This window comes from Gardnerella sp. c23Ub_4 (assembly GCF_055804115.1).
The window spans coordinates 494,105-511,528 of the sequence record NZ_JANUYO010000001.1; the positions used below are offsets into that span (position 1 = coordinate 494,105).

The 17,424-nt window shown below is 44.9% G+C and carries 10 protein-coding genes and 3 rRNA genes; 12 read left to right on the forward strand and 1 reads right to left on the reverse strand.

The features are described 5' to 3' along the window. The first annotated feature begins 61 nt into the window (after nucleotides 1-61). Nucleotides 62-922 (forward strand): HD domain-containing protein, encoded by an 861-nt coding sequence (locus NYP67_RS02045; protein WP_415694893.1) that lies wholly within the window; start codon nucleotides 62-64, stop codon nucleotides 920-922. 43 nt (nucleotides 923-965) lie between these two features. Here NYP67_RS02045 and NYP67_RS02050 read toward each other — a convergent pair whose 3' ends face one another. Next, the gene (locus tag NYP67_RS02050) at nucleotides 966-1,706 is read right to left on the reverse strand and encodes a FadR/GntR family transcriptional regulator (protein WP_004132206.1); all 741 of its coding nucleotides are present in this window, start codon (nucleotides 1,704-1,706) and stop codon (nucleotides 966-968) included. A gap of 161 nt (nucleotides 1,707-1,867) precedes the next feature. Between NYP67_RS02050 and NYP67_RS02055 the strand changes: the two genes are divergently transcribed. The 11 genes from NYP67_RS02055 (at nucleotide 1,868) to NYP67_RS02105 (ending at nucleotide 17,423) form a co-directional block, all read left to right on the forward strand. Beyond that, nucleotides 1,868-2,395 carry a gluconokinase gene (locus NYP67_RS02055; protein ID WP_004132207.1) on the forward strand — a complete coding sequence of 176 codons (528 nt, stop codon included), beginning with the start codon at nucleotides 1,868-1,870 and terminating at the stop codon, nucleotides 2,393-2,395. Nucleotides 2,396-2,576: 181 nt separating this feature from the next. Next, entirely contained in the window at nucleotides 2,577-3,917 is a 1,341-nt protein-coding gene (locus NYP67_RS02060; RefSeq protein ID WP_473411124.1) for a GntP family permease, read from the forward strand. 117 nt (nucleotides 3,918-4,034) lie between these two features. Then, on the forward strand, nucleotides 4,035-4,910 hold the full coding sequence (gene gnd / locus NYP67_RS02065; RefSeq protein ID WP_473411125.1) for a phosphogluconate dehydrogenase (NAD(+)-dependent, decarboxylating): 876 nt from the start codon (nucleotides 4,035-4,037) through the stop codon (nucleotides 4,908-4,910). Between the two features lie 70 nt (nucleotides 4,911-4,980). Next, entirely contained in the window at nucleotides 4,981-5,298 is a 318-nt protein-coding gene (locus NYP67_RS02070; RefSeq protein ID WP_473411126.1) for a hypothetical protein, read from the forward strand. Nucleotides 5,299-5,489: 191 nt separating this feature from the next. Then, nucleotides 5,490-7,016, forward strand: a 16S ribosomal RNA gene (locus NYP67_RS02075). Between the two features lie 378 nt (nucleotides 7,017-7,394). Beyond that, nucleotides 7,395-10,453 (forward strand): 23S ribosomal RNA (locus NYP67_RS02080). Between the two features lie 167 nt (nucleotides 10,454-10,620). Then, nucleotides 10,621-10,737: ribosomal RNA gene (gene rrf / locus NYP67_RS02085) — 5S ribosomal RNA — on the forward strand. The 16S, 23S and 5S rRNA genes sit together here, the layout of an rRNA operon. Nucleotides 10,738-10,935: 198 nt before the next feature. Beyond that, nucleotides 10,936-11,490 (forward strand): cysteine hydrolase family protein, encoded by a 555-nt coding sequence (locus NYP67_RS02090; RefSeq protein ID WP_004125197.1) that lies wholly within the window; start codon nucleotides 10,936-10,938, stop codon nucleotides 11,488-11,490. Between the two features lie 234 nt (nucleotides 11,491-11,724). After that, complete coding sequence (locus tag NYP67_RS02095) at nucleotides 11,725-14,004, forward strand: choice-of-anchor M domain-containing protein (protein WP_102704895.1); 2,280 nt, start codon at nucleotides 11,725-11,727, stop codon at nucleotides 14,002-14,004. A 34-nt stretch (nucleotides 14,005-14,038) separates the two neighbouring features. Continuing rightward, nucleotides 14,039-15,238 carry a TIGR03773 family transporter-associated surface protein gene (locus NYP67_RS02100; RefSeq protein ID WP_004129792.1) on the forward strand — a complete coding sequence of 400 codons (1,200 nt, stop codon included), beginning with the start codon at nucleotides 14,039-14,041 and terminating at the stop codon, nucleotides 15,236-15,238. Between the two features lie 13 nt (nucleotides 15,239-15,251). Next, on the forward strand, nucleotides 15,252-17,423 hold the full coding sequence (locus NYP67_RS02105; protein WP_180963206.1) for a choice-of-anchor M domain-containing protein: 2,172 nt from the start codon (nucleotides 15,252-15,254) through the stop codon (nucleotides 17,421-17,423). The last annotated feature ends 1 nt before the right edge of the window (nucleotide 17,424 follow it).

The following is a 17,424-nucleotide window of genomic DNA, read 5'->3' on the forward strand; positions in this document are numbered from 1 at the left end:
GTGTGCTTGCTTGCAATAACGGCCGTTTTGTGATTGATGGGATTTAAGGAGTGCGATTGTTATGCTTGCAAATATTCCTGATTTTAATACGATTGAAAAGTTGCATCGCGCTGCCTCGCCTAGCGAAGACGCTTATAATCTTATTCATTGCCATTGTGTTGTTATTGCTACGATTTCTTGGATGATCGCAAGACACCAAAATCAGATGTTGGCTTTTAAGCAGCTTAATTTGAATAATGATTTTGAGAATTTTGCGGATTTTGCTGATTTTGCGGATAAGTCGCAAGCAGATGTTGAGCAAATTATGCTTAGTCAAATGTCTAAAATCAATGAAGATTTAAAAAACAGGTGTGATTTAGCAAAGTCGTGTCTTAAAAAGTTGATTGACGCAAATCTGCTTGAGCTTCCTAAAGTTAGTGGCGGAATCGCGCCGAAAGATTATGTAGACGAGTATGCGGCGTTTGCTGGCGGATTGTTGCACGATATTGGAACGTATTTTGTTTTAGCTAAAGACGGTTCAAAAGCAGCGAATGGCAAGTTGGAGTTTGACGGGCCGAATTATATTTTGCACGGTTTGCGCGGCTACAACTATTTGATTGATAACGGCTTTAGCGAAGATACTGCGCAATTTGCGCGTAATCATACGGGCGTTGGACTAACTCGCGAGCAAGTTGTTGCGCAAAATTTGCCGCTTCCTGCTGGCGATTATGTTCCGCGTACAGTTGAGCAAGAAATTGTGATGGTTGCTGATAAATACAACAGTAAGTCGATTCCGCCGCGATTTTTAACTGTAGATACGTATAGGCGTAAGGCTGCGCGCTTTGGTGAAGAGAACGCAAAGCGATGGATGTGCTTGGTTAATAAATACGGCAGGCCGAGTGTTTGCAAGCTTGCAGATTTCTTTGGGCTTAAGGTTGATTAAGCAAGGTTGATTAAGCAAGGTTGATTAAGCTTTGCTTTTATGGCTATAAAGCCGCTAATCCAAGTGCAGTGTTTACTTCGGCTACAATATCGTGCATAGCAGCGCTTGCTGCAGCTGCGTCACCTTCCATAATTGCCTGTGTTACCTTTTTATGGTTTAATATCGCTTCTTTGTTTGGTTTTTGTGGATAAAGATTAAGTTCAACTCTGCCTCGTAATACGCTTTCGACTATTGAACTAAGTTTTGCAAAAATCGGGTTACCGCTATTTGCAAGCAAAAGAGTATGGAACTGGATATCTAATTCATGAAAATCTGCCAGTCTATTTTCTTCTACCGCTTTTACCATATCGTGACCAATTACGCCCAATTTATAGCGTATTTCTACATCTCCGCGTAATGCACATCCAGCTGCTGCGGCAGGTTCTACAACAAGACGAAGTTCTGTTAATGCTCGTAGTTCATTTTCTCTGTATGGTGAATGTAGTTTCCATGTGATTACTCGTGTATTTAAATCGTCCCAATTTTCTGGATTGCAAGCTATTACGCCTGTTCCGCGTTGAAATTGTACGCAACCCAAAGATGCTAATAGTCTTGTTGCTTCTCGAGCTACTGTTCTAGATATTCCATATTGTTTTTGAATATCTTCTAGTTTTCGATTAGTTTTTGGCTCCCATTTGTTATTTACTATTTCATCTGCGAGAGAATCTGATATAGATAGATGTAAAGGAGCGTTTTCGGTCACTAAGTCACTAGAAATTTGACTTTGTGTGGTATTAGACACCATATTTGCCTCGCAGTTTTATGTATATTTATGGTTTCATCCTAGCAAATAGAAAATGAAAATATAGTTATGCTCAAAAAATAACACATTAAAGACTCTTAATTCTTTGACAAAGAGTCTTTGTGTGGTATTCTTATAGTGTTGTCAATAACAAAGGAGCTATTATGGCGATTCACATTGTAGTGATGGGCGTTGCTGGTTGCGGCAAGTCTACTGTTTCTGAGGCAATTCGTGATCAACTTGGTTACACTCTGGCAGAAGGTGATGATTTTCATCCAAAAGCTAATATAGATAAAATGTCCGCAGGAATTGCGCTAACAGATGAAGATCGTTGGCCTTGGTTGGATCTTATTAACAAATGGATGGTTGCGCGTGAAAGTCTTGGAGAAAACACAGTTGTTTCAAGCTCTGCATTAAAACGGTCATATCGCGAAGTTCTTTCTAAAAATCTAAACGTGTACTTCTTGCATTTAAACGGAAGCCATGAGTTAATAGCGCAGAGGCTAAAAGATCGTAAAGGACACTTTATGCCACCATCTTTATTGCCAAGTCAGTTCGCAATTTTGGAGCCTCTAGGTAAAGAAGAAAACGGAACCGTTATATCGATTGAAGGTTCTGTTGAAGATATGGTTCATAGAGCTATCAAAGCAGTGAAAACATATGAACAATCGCAGCTGCAAAAACAATTGTAAATGTAAAAATAGTCGCAATTGTAAAGCATAACAATTGTAAAGCAGCACAAAAATATACATTCAAAAATTACTAACGCAAATAACAAAGTTGTTAGCGCATTGATCGTAAACAAAAGATCACAAGGAATTATAAACAAAGCATCACAATAATTAAAACAATTCACAAAATCATGGAGGATTTATGAGTGGGTTAATTCTTGCGGCAATATTAGGTATAGCGCTTATTGTCGTACTTATTGCAGTGGTAAAAGTACATCCTTTCCTATCGTTAATGATTGGTTCGATTGCAACTGCAATCATTGCAGGAGTTCCATATGATAAAAGTCTTACAAGCTTTACTAATGGAGTTGGTTCCACAGCATCAGGAGTTGGATTACTCATTGCTTTAGGCGGAATTATTGGAATTCTTCTTACACGTTCAGGTGGAGCAGACGTGATTTGTGACACCATACTGAAGAAAGCTCCAGAACATAAGCTTCCATGGGCCATGGCTCTGAGCGCATTTATTGTTGGAATTCCACTGTTCTTTGAAGTTGGTGTAGTGATACTTATACCAATTATTCTTCTTGTTGCGCGTCGTACAAAAATGCCAGTAATTGCTCTCGGCATACCAGCGCTCGCAGGCTTATCGGCTTTGCATGCTTTTGTACCGCCACATCCTGGACCACTTGTTGCTATTGATGCTTTGCATGCAAACATTGGATTGACTTTGGCTTTTGGTTTGATTATCGCCATACCAACTGTAGCAATCGCAGGGCCTCTAATGGTTCATTGGATGGTAAAAATGGTTCCTATTCAAGCTAAGCAAGAAGAAGACAATAAGAAGGAAGATAAGCCACAAAATCGTCCTACATTCGCGGAAGCGTCTAGCGTAATTTTACTTCCAGTAATTCTTATGCTTGCAGCCAGTGTTGTTGATATTACGGGGCAATCAAAATCTACATTTGGTAGTGTAATCGCATGGATTGGAACACCACTTGAAGCTCTTACAATCACTACTATTTTTGCGATGATATTATTTGCTATTCGCGCAAAATGGAGTAGAGATACATTGAATTCTCTGGTAGGTCTTTCGTTCTCCTCAATTGCAAGTATCTTGTTGATAGTTGCTGCTGGGGGTGGATTCAAGCAAACCCTTGTAGATTCTGGAATTGGTAAAGTTATTGCTACTGACATTGTTCAGGCAAATCTTAATCCTCTTCTGGCTGGATGGATTGTTGCTGTACTAATTAGATTAGCGACTGGATCTGCAACCGTTGCAACCGTAACAGCATCTGGAATTGTTGCACCTTTGGCTGCAAATCTAAATCAAGTACAATTAGCGTTACTCGTACTAGCTATTGGTGCTGGATCAATCTTCTTATCTCATGTAAATGATGCTGGATTCTGGTTGGTTAAAGAATATTTCGGTATGAGCGTAGGGCAAACGTTTAAAACATGGTCATTGATGGAAACAGTATTGTCTGTTGTTGGACTTGCAATTATTATGCTAGTTTCTGCTGTTGTTCCTGTGTTCATATGAAATTAAAAAGATTGTCTGAATAAGTTTTGTGACAGTTTTGCAAAAGTTATTAAAAGTTATTAAAAGTTATTAAAAGTTATTAAAAGTTATTAAAAAATTTGAAAGAAGGAATTTATTATGCAATTAGGTGTTATCGGTTTAGGGCGCATGGGCGGAAACATGGTTAAGCGCTTGCGCGAAGGAGGTCATGAAGTTGTTGGATACGACGTTAGTGCCGAATCAAATCGAGATGTTGACTCTTTAGAAAAATTGGTACAAAGACTTTCTAGTCCGCGTATTGTATGGGTTATGGTTCCAGCTGGTTCTCCTACAGACACAACTATCGAAAAATTAAGCAATCTTCTTGAAGATAATGACCTAGTAATTGATGGAGGCAATACTAGGTATGTTGATGATCAGCGTCATTCTTCTGAATTAAAAACAAAAGGAATCCATTTTATGGATGTTGGAGTTTCAGGCGGAGTTTGGGGATCTACTCGTGGTTACGCATTGATGGCTGGCGGCTACGATGAAGATTATCAGAGAATGTTACCAATTTTCGAGACTTTGAAGCCTGAAGGTCCTGACGGACTAGTTCATGCTGGTGCTGTTGGTGGTGGTCATTTTGCCAAGATGGTTCACAATGGAATCGAATACGGCATGATGCAGGCTTTTGGTGAAGGCTTTGCAACAATGATGCGTTCAGAATTAATAGATGATCCAGCTAAGGTTATGTCTTCATGGCGTCAAGGTTCTGTTGTTCAGTCTTGGCTGCTTGACTTATTCGCACGCGCTGCAAAAGACGATCCTACATTAGAATCTATGCCTCCTGTTGCTAATGAGTCTGGTGAAGCAAAGTGGATGGTTGAAGCTGCACTTGAACTTGGTGTTCCAACCCCAGTTACCGCATGCTCATTGTGGGCTCGCCAAGTATCTCGCGGAGGTGGAGATGACACTTTGCGAGTAGTTTCATCGTTGCGTGCGCAGTTTGGTGGCCATGTGACTAAAAAATAGTCAAAGTAAGTAGAAAATATCTAAGGTAAAAATAGGTAAAATAGGTAAAAAATAGATAAAGATTGTATAGATGGGCAGTTATGTGTTAATTGCCCATCTATTTTTGTTTGCGACACTCCCGTGTTTTGGTTTTTGGGGGTGTTTTTCTTGTTTTTTTGGATTATTTTTGTTGTGTTTTTGTTGGTGTGTGGTTGCGTGGCGTTTTTGCGTGTTTTTATCGTGTTTTCAACACGCCGATGTTTTGGCTTTGTTTCAATGGTTTTGGCTTGTTGGTTTGGGTGTGATTTGCTTTTGGGCTTGCTTTGGTGTAAGTTTATCTCTTGCTGCTCAGCGCGGCTGGTTCTCCTCGGTTGAGGTTGATGAGCCGGCTGGTGTGGTGGTGGTTTGAGAACTCAAGAGCGTGTCTGTACTACTTATTTAGTTAATTATTGCCAGTTCATTGTCAGCCTCACAGATTGTGGGGTGCCTGAGAGATGGTTAAATGATGGTGAGGTTTTTTGTTGGGATGTTCTTTCCTTAAAGAATGTCTCGTCTTTTTCTTTTATATTGGAGCCTTATGTTGGCTCTTCATTGAAGTTTTTCGTGGAGGGTTCGATTCTGGCTCAGGATGAACGCTGGCGGCGTGCTTAACACATGCAAGTCGAACGGGATCCGACCAGCTTGCTGGTTGGTGAGAGTGGCGAACGGGTGAGTAATGCGTGACCAACCTGCCCCATGCTCCAGAATAGCTCTTGGAAACGGGTGGTAATGCTGGATGCTCCAACTTGACGCATGTCTTGTTGGGAAAGTGTTTAGTGGCATGGGATGGGGTCGCGTCCTATCAGCTTGTAGGCGGGGTAATGGCCCACCTAGGCTTCGACGGGTAGCCGGCCTGAGAGGGCGGACGGCCACATTGGGACTGAGATACGGCCCAGACTCCTACGGGAGGCAGCAGTGGGGAATATTGCGCAATGGGGGAAACCCTGACGCAGCGACGCCGCGTGCGGGATGAAGGCCTTCGGGTTGTAAACCGCTTTTGATTGGGAGCAAGCTTTCGGGTGAGTGTACCTTTCGAATAAGCGCCGGCTAACTACGTGCCAGCAGCCGCGGTAATACGTAGGGCGCAAGCGTTATCCGGAATTATTGGGCGTAAAGAGCTTGTAGGCGGTTCGTCGCGTCTGGTGTGAAAGCCCATCGCTTAACGGTGGGTTTGCGCCGGGTACGGGCGGGCTAGAGTGCAGTAGGGGAGACTGGAATTCTCGGTGTAACGGTGGAATGTGTAGATATCGGGAAGAACACCAATGGCGAAGGCAGGTCTCTGGGCTGTTACTGACGCTGAGAAGCGAAAGCGTGGGGAGCGAACAGGATTAGATACCCTGGTAGTCCACGCCGTAAACGGTGGACGCTGGATGTGGGGCCCATTCCACGGGTTCTGTGTCGGAGCTAACGCGTTAAGCGTCCCGCCTGGGGAGTACGGCCGCAAGGCTAAAACTCAAAGAAATTGACGGGGGCCCGCACAAGCGGCGGAGCATGCGGATTAATTCGATGCAACGCGAAGAACCTTACCTGGGCTTGACATGTGCCTGATGACTGCAGAGATGTGGTTTCCCTTCGGGGCAGGTTCACAGGTGGTGCATGGTCGTCGTCAGCTCGTGTCGTGAGATGTTGGGTTAAGTCCCGCAACGAGCGCAACCCTCGCCCTGTGTTGCCAGCGGGTTATGCCGGGAACTCACGGGGGACCGCCGGGGTTAACTCGGAGGAAGGTGGGGATGACGTCAGATCATCATGCCCCTTACGTCCAGGGCTTCACGCATGCTACAATGGCCGGTACAACGGGATGCGACATGGTGACATGGAGCGGATCCCTTAAAACCGGTCTCAGTTCGGATCGTAGTCTGCAACTCGACTACGTGAAGGCGGAGTCGCTAGTAATCGCGAATCAGCAACGTCGCGGTGAATGCGTTCCCGGGCCTTGTACACACCGCCCGTCAAGTCATGAAAGTGGGCAGCACCCGAAGCCGGTGGCCTAACCCTTTTGGGATGGAGCCGTCTAAGGTGAGGCTCGTGATTGGGACTAAGTCGTAACAAGGTAGCCGTACCGGAAGGTGCGGCTGGATCACCTCCTTTCTACGGAGTTTTTGTGCACGCTCGGTTTGAGTGTGGTTACTGGTGTGGAAAACAATAGTTAACGTTTTTTGTGTGAGTATGTTGGGCATGCTTTTGGGTTCCCGGATTGCCACCCCCCTTTTTTGTTTGGGGTTGCGGTCCTAGCCCTTGGATTACAGGTTGAGGCTTTTTGGTTTTGGCTTGTGTTCTTGGTGTTTGGTGGTTTGAGAACTGGATAGTGGACGCGAGTAAGAATAGTGAGACTATTTTTTGGTTTTGCTTGTTTTTACTTTTATCAATTTCAACCGGCTCCATTTTGGTGGAGTCGCTTGATCGTTTTGTGATCGTTTAGTGTGATGATTTATTGTCTAGAGAGTTAAGCGATAGGCTTTTTACTGGTGTATCACTGGTAAGGGCGTATGGTGGATGCCTTGGTAGACAGGACCGATGAAGGACGTGACGGGCTGCGATATGCCTCGGGGAGCTGCCGAGTGGGCTTTGATCCGAGGATTTCCGAATGGGGAGACCCGGCCACTGTTATGGGTGGTCACCACAGTTTTGTGGGGGGTACGCAGGGAAGTGAAACATCTCAGTACCTGCAGGAAAGGATACTCCGTGAGTAGTGGCGAGCGAAAGCGGATCAGGCTAAACCGAGTACGTGTGATAACCGTCAGGTGTTGCGTATTCGGGGTCGTGGGATTGACTGTTCAGCCTCTGACGGGGTTGAGGAGAGTGATAAAACATCGTGTTATGTGAATGGGATTGAATTCCCAGCCGTAGAGGGTGATGGCCCCGTAGCAGGTCGTGCGATGTCTCTTTATGTTTATTCCCAAGTAGCGCGGGCCTCGTGGAATCCCGCGTGAATCTGCCCAGACCGTTGGGTAAGCCTAAGTATTCCTGTCTGACCGATAGTGTACTAGTACCGTGAGGGAAAGGTGAAAAGCACCCCGGGAGGGGAGTGAAATAGTTCCTGAAACCGTGCGCTTACAATCCGTCGGAGCCTTCTTGTGGGGTGACGGCGTGCCTATCGAAAAATGAGTCTGCGAGTCAGTGGTATGTGGCGAGGCTAACCCGGGTGGGGGAGCCGTAGCGAAAGCGAGTTTTAAAAGGCGTTTTAGTCGCATGTCCTGGACCCGAAGCGGGATGATCTAGCCCTGAGCAGGTTGAAGCGCGGGTAAGACCGTGTGGAGGACCGAACCCACCTAGGTTGAAAACTGGGGGGATGACTTGGGGTTAGGGGTGAAAGGCCAATCAAATTCCGTGATAGCTGGTTCTCTCCGAAATGCATTTAGGTGCAGCGTCATGTTATTGCTTACAGGGGGTAGAGCTACTGGATGCTTGCGGGCCCATACCGGGTACTAATAGCAGCCAAACTCCGAATACCTGTTAGGTTTATCATGGCAGTGAGTCGGCGGGGGATAAGCTCCGTCGTCAAAAGGGAAACAGCCCTGATCGTCGTCTAAGGTCCCGAAGCGCGTGCTAAGTGGGAAAGGATGTGGAGTCGCATAGACAGCCAGGAGGTTGGCTCAGAAGCAGCCATCCTTGAAAGAGTGCGTAACAGCTCACTGGTCTAGTGGTTCCGCGCCGACAATGTAGCGGGGCTTAAGCACGCCACCGAAGACGCGACTGCGTGATTTATTTCACGCGGGGTAGGAGAGCGTCCTGTATGGGGTGAAGCGGCAGTGTGAACTTGTCGTGGACTATACGGGAGTGAGAATGCAGACATGAGTAGCGAGAGACAGGTGTGAATCCTGTCCGCTGAATGACTAAGGGTTCCGGGGCCACGTTCGTCGTCCCCGGGTGAGTCGAGTCCTAAGGCGAGGCCGACAGGCGTAGTCGAATGGATGAACGGGTTGATATTCCCGTACCGGTGTTACACCGTTCGAACTGAATCTGAGAGTACTAACCTTCGTTATTCTGGTTGATTGCCTTTCGGGGTTTTCTTCTGGTTTAGTGTTGGGAGCGTATCGGTAGTAGGTTAGCGTGGGAGTGACGCGGGTAGGTAGCCGGCTGCGGAGGTGGTTTTCCGTGGCTAAGCGTGTGGGCTGTCTCCTAGGTAAATCCGGGGGATGTTTAAGCTGAGGCGTGATGGGTAGGCCGTATGGCTGATTCCGGTGATCCTGCTTGCCGAGAAAAGCTTCGACGTGAGGTGTGATTCCGCTCGTACCCTAAACCGACACTGGTGGTCTGGTAGAGTATACCGAAGCGATCGGGCGAATCCTGGCCAAGGAACTCGGCAAATTACTCCCGTGCCTTCGGCATAAGGGAGACCCCTGATGGTGATGTTTTTTACATGCGGAGCTGTTGGGGGTGGCACAAGCTAGGGGGTAGCGACTGTTTACCAAAAACACAGGAGCGTGCGAAGGCGTAAGCCGCTGTATACGCTCTGACGCCTGCCCGGTGCCGGAAGGTTAAGAGGATCCGTTAGCTTCGGTGAAGCGGTGAATTTAAGCCCCGGTAAACGGCGGTGGTAACTATAACCATCCTAAGGTAGCGAAATTCCTTGTCGGGTAAGTTCCGACCTGCACGAATGGCGTAACGACTTCCCCACTGTCTCGGCCAGGAGCCCGGCGAAATTGCAGTACGAGTAAAGATGCTCGTTAAGCGCAGAAGGACGAAAAGACCCCGGGACCTTTACTATACCTTGGTATTGTCGTTAGGTGTGGATCGTGTAGCATAGGCGGGAGGCTTTGAAGCGTGGGCGCTAGCTTGCGTGGAGTCAACAAGTGAAATACCGCTCTTTCCATATCTGGCGTCTAACCTCGACACGTTATCCGTGTTAGGGACAGTGCCTGGCGGGTAGTTTAACTGGGGCGGTTGCCTCCTAAAGAGTAACGGAGGCGCTCAATGGTCCGCTCAGCCCGGTTGGCAATCGGGTTTTGAGTGTAATCGCACAAGCGGGCTTGACTGTGAGACTGACGGGTCGAGCAGGGACGAAAGTCGGAGATAGTGATCCGGTGCCGGCGTACGGACGTGGCATCGCTCAACGGATAAAAGGTACCCCGGGGATAACAGGCTGATCATTCCCAAGAGTCCATATCGACGGGATGGTTTGGCACCTCGATGTCGGCTCGTCGCATCCTGGGGCTGGAGCAGGTCCCAAGGGTTCGGCTGTTCGCCGATTAAAGCGGCACGCGAGCTGGGTTCAGAACGTCGTGAGACAGTTTGGTCTCTATCCTCTGCGCTCGTTGGAATGTTGAGGAGACCTGCCCATAGTACGAGAGGACCTGGGTGGACGAACCTCTGGTATGCCGGTCGTCACGCCAGTGGCGCTGCCGGTTAGCTACGTTTGGAAGGGATAACCGCTGAAAGCATCTAAGCGGGAAGCCTGCTCCAAGATTAGCATTCCTTGCACTTTGTGTGTGAGCCCCCATGTAGAACACGTGGTTGATAGGCTGGATGTGGAAGCCCTGTAAGGGGTGGAGCTGACCAGTACTAATGGGCGATTGTGATACTACTTGTATTGCTTATCGTTTAATTCTCTTAACATTAGGGAGTGTTAAGCGGTCATGATTATGGTTAAGTTGTTGATTTTGATGATTGTTTCTTCTTGTTGCTCGCGTTCATGTCCGGTTCCCAAACCGCCAGCTTGCCGCTCGCTTATAGTGAGTGTATAATCTAGTTTTGCGGTGGTCATGGCTCAGGTGAGACGCCCGGTCCCATTCCGAACCCGGAAGCTAAGGCCTGACACGGTGAGGGTACTGCACTCGATAGGGTGTGGGAGACTAACACGCTGCCGCATTATTCTTTCTAGCGGGGAACTTGATTGTTCCCCGCTTTTTTGTTTTCCGCGTTTTGTTCCTGATTCTGCGGTTTAGAGCAACAAAAAGCGAAAAGCTGCCATAGTGCGATTGTATCAAAACATGTTAGTGTAAAGAATCTTGTTAGTCTAAAGAGTAATGTGTAAGTGTAGCTTTAACACAATTAAACGGAAGTATGTATGAAAAAGGCTCTTATCAACATTGATTACACGAATGATTTCGTTGCAAGTGACGGCTCGCTTACAGTAGGAGAACCTGCGCAAAAGCTTGAGAAGCGTATTACTGAGATTTCGCAGGAATTTCTTGACGCTGGAGAGTTCGTGGTTTTTGCAATCGACACGCATCATCTAAACGACCCGTATCATCCAGAAACTAAGCTTTTCCCACCTCACAATATTGCTGGAACTCATGGTCAGGAGCTCTATGGAACTCTTGGTGATTTTTATGAGGCAAATAAAGATAAAAGCAACGTGTATTACATTCATAAAACTCGCTACTCTTCGTTTAATGGCACGGATTTGCTGATTAAGCTGCGCGAACGTCATATTGAGGAGCTGCATTTGGTGGGAGTTTGCACGGATATTTGCGTACTCCACACTGCTGTTGATGCGTATAATCTTGGCTTCAAGATTGTGGTTCACAAAGATGCAGTTGCAAGCTTTGATCCACAAGGTCACGAGTGGGCTTTGCGTCACTTTAAGACTTGTCTTAATGCAGATATTGTAGAAGGCTGAGAATTTTAGCTACAAACTATTTAAATAATTAATAAATAGTTATTAAAAATAATCGACGCTGGTTGCTTTGAGCTGCCAGCGTTTTTGTTTATTCGGAGTGTCGACTTGACTATTAATGAGAATCATTATTATTATTGATAGACGTTGTAAAGATGTCTTCCATAGTCATTCGTGAAAGAAGAGCGCGAATAGGCGAAATAGAGAAGATGAAGTGTAGAGAGCGAAATAATAATTATGACTAAGGTCATTAGGAATATTGTGAAACGTGCTTTTGCAATGGCAAGTGTTGCAATACTTGCCATTGCCGTGCTCGCATCAGGATTTAGTGCAGCTTTACCGGCAGTTGCATTAGAAAATAGTAATCCTGGTGAAAAATACGATCCTACAAAAAAGGAAGTGCTAAGTCACGGCCATACGGACGTATTTTACCCAATTCAATACAATGGTAAGTTCATTATGGCCGTCGAAAAAGACGGTGCCACTTTCTTAAAGCCTGAAAACACTACTTTGCACGTAGCAAAAAACACGTATACTACAAAATCGCAGCTTCCTGCGCTCGCTACTGAATACTACTATCTCGATAGCTCCGGAAATCAAAAAGGAAATCCTCTCTTCCCGGGTTGGGACACAGGTTATGCTGCAACTTTAGTTGGCGCACCTCACGCAGATGACGCAACAGCAGATATTGCAATTCAGCAAGTTACTGGACCAATGAACGGGCGCATTCTGCTTTGGACTACCGATGGTGCTGGTAAAAATTCGAAGAAATTATCGTTTGAAGAGAACGATTTAGACGACGAACCTGATACTGATGGCAGTCGATTTATGCTACCTGGCGTAATTCACCAACATACTGCTGGCCACGTGCATGCAAACTGGGGATTTACGCAGCCTGGCGTTTACAAACTAAAAGTAGCAGCAACTATTACAAATAAGAACACTAAGAAGCAGATCACAACCGAACCTGCAGAATACACTTTTGAAGTAGAAGATACATATTCAGGCGAAGTACCTGCTTCTGGCATTACGGAAACGCTTGATTTGCACCGTCGCGGTGATTTTATTAATCCTGACGATGATGAAGAAGCGCACGAAGCTTCCAAAGATCATAAAGACACGGATAAAGACGATGGCGGCGATATGCGCATCGGCAATATTCGTGATTCCGGACCTCATCCGCATTATCATTCATACGAAGGTTATGGTGGTTTAGACTTAAAAGTAGTTAACAAACCAAAGGGCGCTCGTATTGAGTGGAGATATGTGCGTGCTGACGAAGGTCCTGACGCGTATGGAACCACTCTTTTTGCTGAGAGATTGCAGCTTCCAGCTGAGCCTGCAATGAACAAGATGAAAGTGTATGCTCACGCAACTGAAGGTGAAACGCAAGTTGGCAAAGATACTGCGTCTGCAACCATCGCCGTTGAAGATCACGGTGCTGACGGACATCCTGTAGTAAAAGCAATTGCTCCTTATAAGCGTTTCAAACCAGGGGATACTTTACACGCGAAAACATTATTGCTTAACCCTCATGTTGCAACCGACGGTGTTACCGGTGCGCCAATTGACGATCCGACAAGTCCAGTAACTTCCATTGTTAAAGATTATGTTTGGTTGATAAAAAAGGAAGGAGAAAGCGAATTTAAGCGCATTCCTGGTGCCGTGAACAGCAAGTTGGAGCTAAAACTTGATGCGTCAATGCAAGGTGCAACGATTCGTCCTTCCTTAGTTTTAAAGAACGGTGAACTTTACCGCAATAAAATGTTTGATGAGTTTTGCGATTATGTTATTGAGATGAAGGGCGTTCCTCACTCTCATAACAATGATGGCGATGATAATCAAAGCGGTTCTGATTCTGAAGATGATGAGAACCCTCACGGGAAAAAGCACCATGAGAAGCGTCATAATAAGCGCAAAAATAAGACTAAGCATTTTGTTGGTGGAAAGAACTTTTTGAAAGGTGTATTCGGCGGCACTGCAAATTCGGGACTATTTGGATCTAGTTCTAATGGTGGATTCCAATTCGAATCTAATTTCTTTAAGAAATCCAACAGAAAATTCAAGCGCACAAAGAAGAATCGCAATAAGATTAACCGCACTAATCGTAAGAATAATTCTAAAAATAATACGCAAAGTGGTGCTAGTTCTGATTCTAGTTCTTTTACAAGAACAGAAAATTCAAGCGGAACTCATACTAAGAACAAGAGCTCTAAGAAAAGTGGACAGACTATTCGTAATTTCGTAAGAACAGATAATAATTCTGGCAATAAGTCTAAAAATAGTTCTGTCAATAACTCTGATTTTGTTAAGAATACTGAACGTCATGCTTTGCAAGGTGCAAGGCAATACAACGAAGAATCTGATGAAGCGTATGAAGATGATTCAGATGATACAAAAGGTGATGGTTCCTCGACTAAGTGGGTTGCGGTTGCAGCTTCAGGTGCGAGCGTCGGCTTATGCACAATAACTGGCGCATGCGGAGCATTGATACGTTCTAAATTGAAATTGTTGTAAATAATATTCGTATTATTACTAGAAAGTTTAAATAATGAATTACAAACAAAATGAAACATTGCAAGTAAAACGAAAGCATGTATATTCTACTGCGTTGCTTGCACTCATATTTTCTTTAGTAACTTTGGTTGCATCTTTATGTGTACCAAATCCAATGCAGGAAACTGCTTATGCTAATGAAGGCAATCAGCCAGTTATGATTCAAGCAGGTCATGCTGATTTTGGACCAACGCTAATCGACGGCAAATGGAAATTGAAGATTCGCGATGATACTGGTGACGAACCAGTGTGGCGAGACCCAGAAAATGTGGTATTTAAATTAGGTAGCAATTCAATAATTCCTATGCCTGATGATGCTGCCTACAGTTTTATTGGCGAAAAGCCTGGAACCAAGCTTTACGTAATTCCACAAACTCAAAATCCTGATGTGCCGTGGCTTGGTTGGAATACGCAGGAAGGTGGCGTGCTTAACGAGCTCGATCGCGGTGCAAACCTTTCTCTTGAAGGAGTAAGCGGCCCAGGTAAACTGCATGTTTACTTAGAAAATGGCAACAACAATCCACAGCAACTTTGGGATAGTACTAAAGGATATCCGCAAAACAGCTGGATTGAAGCCAACGCTCATACTCACGTGAATTGGGTGTTTTCTAAGCCTGGAATTTATCATGTGAAGCTTACTTTTTCAGGAAAGCTTAAAAATGGACGCGCAGTAAGCGATACGCGTGTTCTTAATTTTGCGGTTGGAGATAATACCGATCCTAATGCTGCTTTAGGTGCGAGTGCTGCTGGAGCAAGTGGCAACGAGGGCGATGAAGAGGGTCAAGATGAAGAAGATAACGATGAATCCGAAAAAGATGAAGCTAATCATCATCACGAACTCCTTCACAACAAGCATAAGCATTCTCACAAAGTATCTGAAAAAAGTGACGATACAGCTTTAGTTCTTCAAATCGTAGGTATTTTCGTGGCTATTATTGCCGTAATTATTGTGATTTTTGTACTAATAGCTGTAGTTAAAAGCAAGAAAGCACGAAATCTTGCGCTTGCTAAGCAAGTTTCTGCACAAGCTAATCAACAGTATGCAAATAATGCAAATTCTGTGAATAATGCAAATGGTGACAATACTTTGTCAAATCTAGTGAGTGATCAAGAAACGACAATAATGTCACCAATTAATAATTCTCAATATTCTCAATCAGACAATATGCAATCTGATGGTACTCAGTGGAAATAATGGTGTGACGAAAATGGTTCGTAATAGTATAAAGAAATTATCTCGCGCTTTGTTTGTGGGCGTGTGCTTGTGTGGCATGATGATGGGAACTCCCACGGCTTTTGCTGACAATGGTAGTGACGCAACTGTTGTAAGCGGAAAGAAATCTTCTAAAGATTTTGCCGAAATAAAGAAAGCTAATTGTGAGGCGTGTGCCGCTGCTCGCTTAGATAAAACTGCTTCGCAACCTGCGGCTGATAGTAAAGCTACAATATGCCACGCGTATAAAGGTCATACTGACGTTTTTGCAACTTTCTTTGATGCTACAAGCAAGCGCATGGTATTAGGTACCTTGGGCGATGCGTTTGAAAGTGAAGATCATAATGGCACTCGGTATGATACGAATCGACTTATTTTTGAAGTCGGCTCTAAAAATATCATGCAGTTTTCCAAAGATGAGAACGATCCGATAATAAAAGAAATCTACGCAACAACTCGCGAAGGTGTAGTCTGGTTCTTTGATCAATCTGGAGCTGGAAATACTGGTGCATTATGGCCTGGTTTAGATACTAGACCGTTATATGAGGGAGCTGGTTCTACAAAAATTAATCCAACAGTCAAACTGTCATTAACTGGTATCGAAGCACCCCACAACGGCGAAGTTTTTATGTACAGTCGCAGCGGTGACGATTATGAGAAAATGCTCGGCTCTGCTGAAAACTGGCCGAAAGATGTTGACATTACTGATGATGGTGGTAGTGGAAAGCATTCGCACATGTATTGGTCTTTTAACCGTCCTGGTGTGTACAAGCTAAAAATGAAGGCTACTACTACCGTTGGTGACGAGGAGCAAAGTTCTGAGCAAGTCTATACATTCCACGTCACTAATCATGATGTAACAGCTGGGGATTTTGCTGATTATGATGGCGCATCTTTTGACGGTGGCGAAGATGGCGAAGAAGATTCAGATGATAATGATGATTCTCAAAGTGAGGATCACAGCATTAATGTGCAACAAAGTAACGGATCTTTCTTCATTAACGGTAACAACAACACTGTGTATGTGACTCCATGGCCTGGAGCAAAAATGCAGCAACAAGGACTTTTTGGAAGTAATAATGGTGGTCTTATTAATGGGGAACATAACGCTAAAAACGGAAAGCAAGTTTCTCAAAGTCAGCAATCTGCTGTGACAAAGTTCAAAGACATCAAGGGCGACAAACTTGTTATAGATCATGGTCACGTTGATATCGCTGTATATACGGGCGATTCAAATAAAGTTGATATGGCTGTGCAAGAAGATGTGACAGGAAGCCACGTCTTTAGAGACCCGGATACAGTTGTATTCGCAGTTGGTGATGCTGGTAAAACTAACGGCGTGTATCGTATACCGCAAACACAAATTGATGGTGTGCCATGGATGGGTTGGAATAATCAGTCTATGAATCCGCATAAGCCAACTCAATTGAGCCTAACAGGAGTTGAAGGTCCTGGAAATGTACGTGTCTGGATGTTTGGCGGCTTGGGCGGTGGAGATCAAGAGATTTTCTCCACTCAAGGAGCAACAGATTATACGATACCTGCAAATACGCATGCTCATGCGAATTGGGATTTCGACGAACCGGGATATTACACATTGCAATTCCAAGCTTCTGACGGGAATTCTACAGTAACTCGCAATATTCATGTTGCTGTCGGTGTAGATCCACAAGAAACACCAATGGGGTATGCTGACGGCGGCGAAGGTAATGAAAGAAAGGATACACAAGGCAAAAAGGTTGATCCTTCTGCACCTTATAATCCACCAAAACCTGCTAATTTGCCTCGTTCCGGCGGAAATAATGGCGGCCATGGAATAGGTGCCGTTGGTGGTGGAAATTCTTTTGTTGGTGGTCGTGGTTTTGGATCAAATAATTCACACTCTGGAAAACAATTGCCAAGAAAAGCTAAAAAGCATAAAGGTCTTGTTTCAAAAATTAGTAACAAGAGACTTGCTAAAAGTTTGTACCGACAGAAGTTGAACGATAATGACGATGTTGTGAAGTCTGAAGCAAAAGGTGTAACAGGATTATTTAAGCGAAATCCTTCACTTGCTTATTCGCTTCTTGCTGGTGGAATTATTGCTGTGCTTGGCGTTTTGGGTGCAGGAATTTGGTATCTACACAAGCGTGGACTTGTTAGCTTCAACTGGTTGTTGCGCTATTAGT

Coding starts and splice junctions, on each gene's coding strand:
- NYP67_RS02045 (WP_415694893.1), top strand. CDS start 62: ATGCTTGCAAATATTCCTGATTTTAATACGATTGAAAAGTTGCATCGC.
- NYP67_RS02050 (WP_004132206.1), bottom strand. CDS start 1,706: ATGGTGTCTAATACCACACAAAGTCAAATTTCTAGTGACTTAGTGACC.
- NYP67_RS02055 (WP_004132207.1), top strand. CDS start 1,868: ATGGCGATTCACATTGTAGTGATGGGCGTTGCTGGTTGCGGCAAGTCT.
- NYP67_RS02060 (WP_473411124.1), top strand. CDS start 2,577: ATGAGTGGGTTAATTCTTGCGGCAATATTAGGTATAGCGCTTATTGTC.
- gnd (WP_473411125.1), top strand. CDS start 4,035: ATGCAATTAGGTGTTATCGGTTTAGGGCGCATGGGCGGAAACATGGTT.
- NYP67_RS02070 (WP_473411126.1), top strand. CDS start 4,981: ATGGGCAGTTATGTGTTAATTGCCCATCTATTTTTGTTTGCGACACTC.
- NYP67_RS02090 (WP_004125197.1), top strand. CDS start 10,936: ATGAAAAAGGCTCTTATCAACATTGATTACACGAATGATTTCGTTGCA.
- NYP67_RS02095 (WP_102704895.1), top strand. CDS start 11,725: ATGACTAAGGTCATTAGGAATATTGTGAAACGTGCTTTTGCAATGGCA.
- NYP67_RS02100 (WP_004129792.1), top strand. CDS start 14,039: ATGAATTACAAACAAAATGAAACATTGCAAGTAAAACGAAAGCATGTA.
- NYP67_RS02105 (WP_180963206.1), top strand. CDS start 15,252: ATGGTTCGTAATAGTATAAAGAAATTATCTCGCGCTTTGTTTGTGGGC.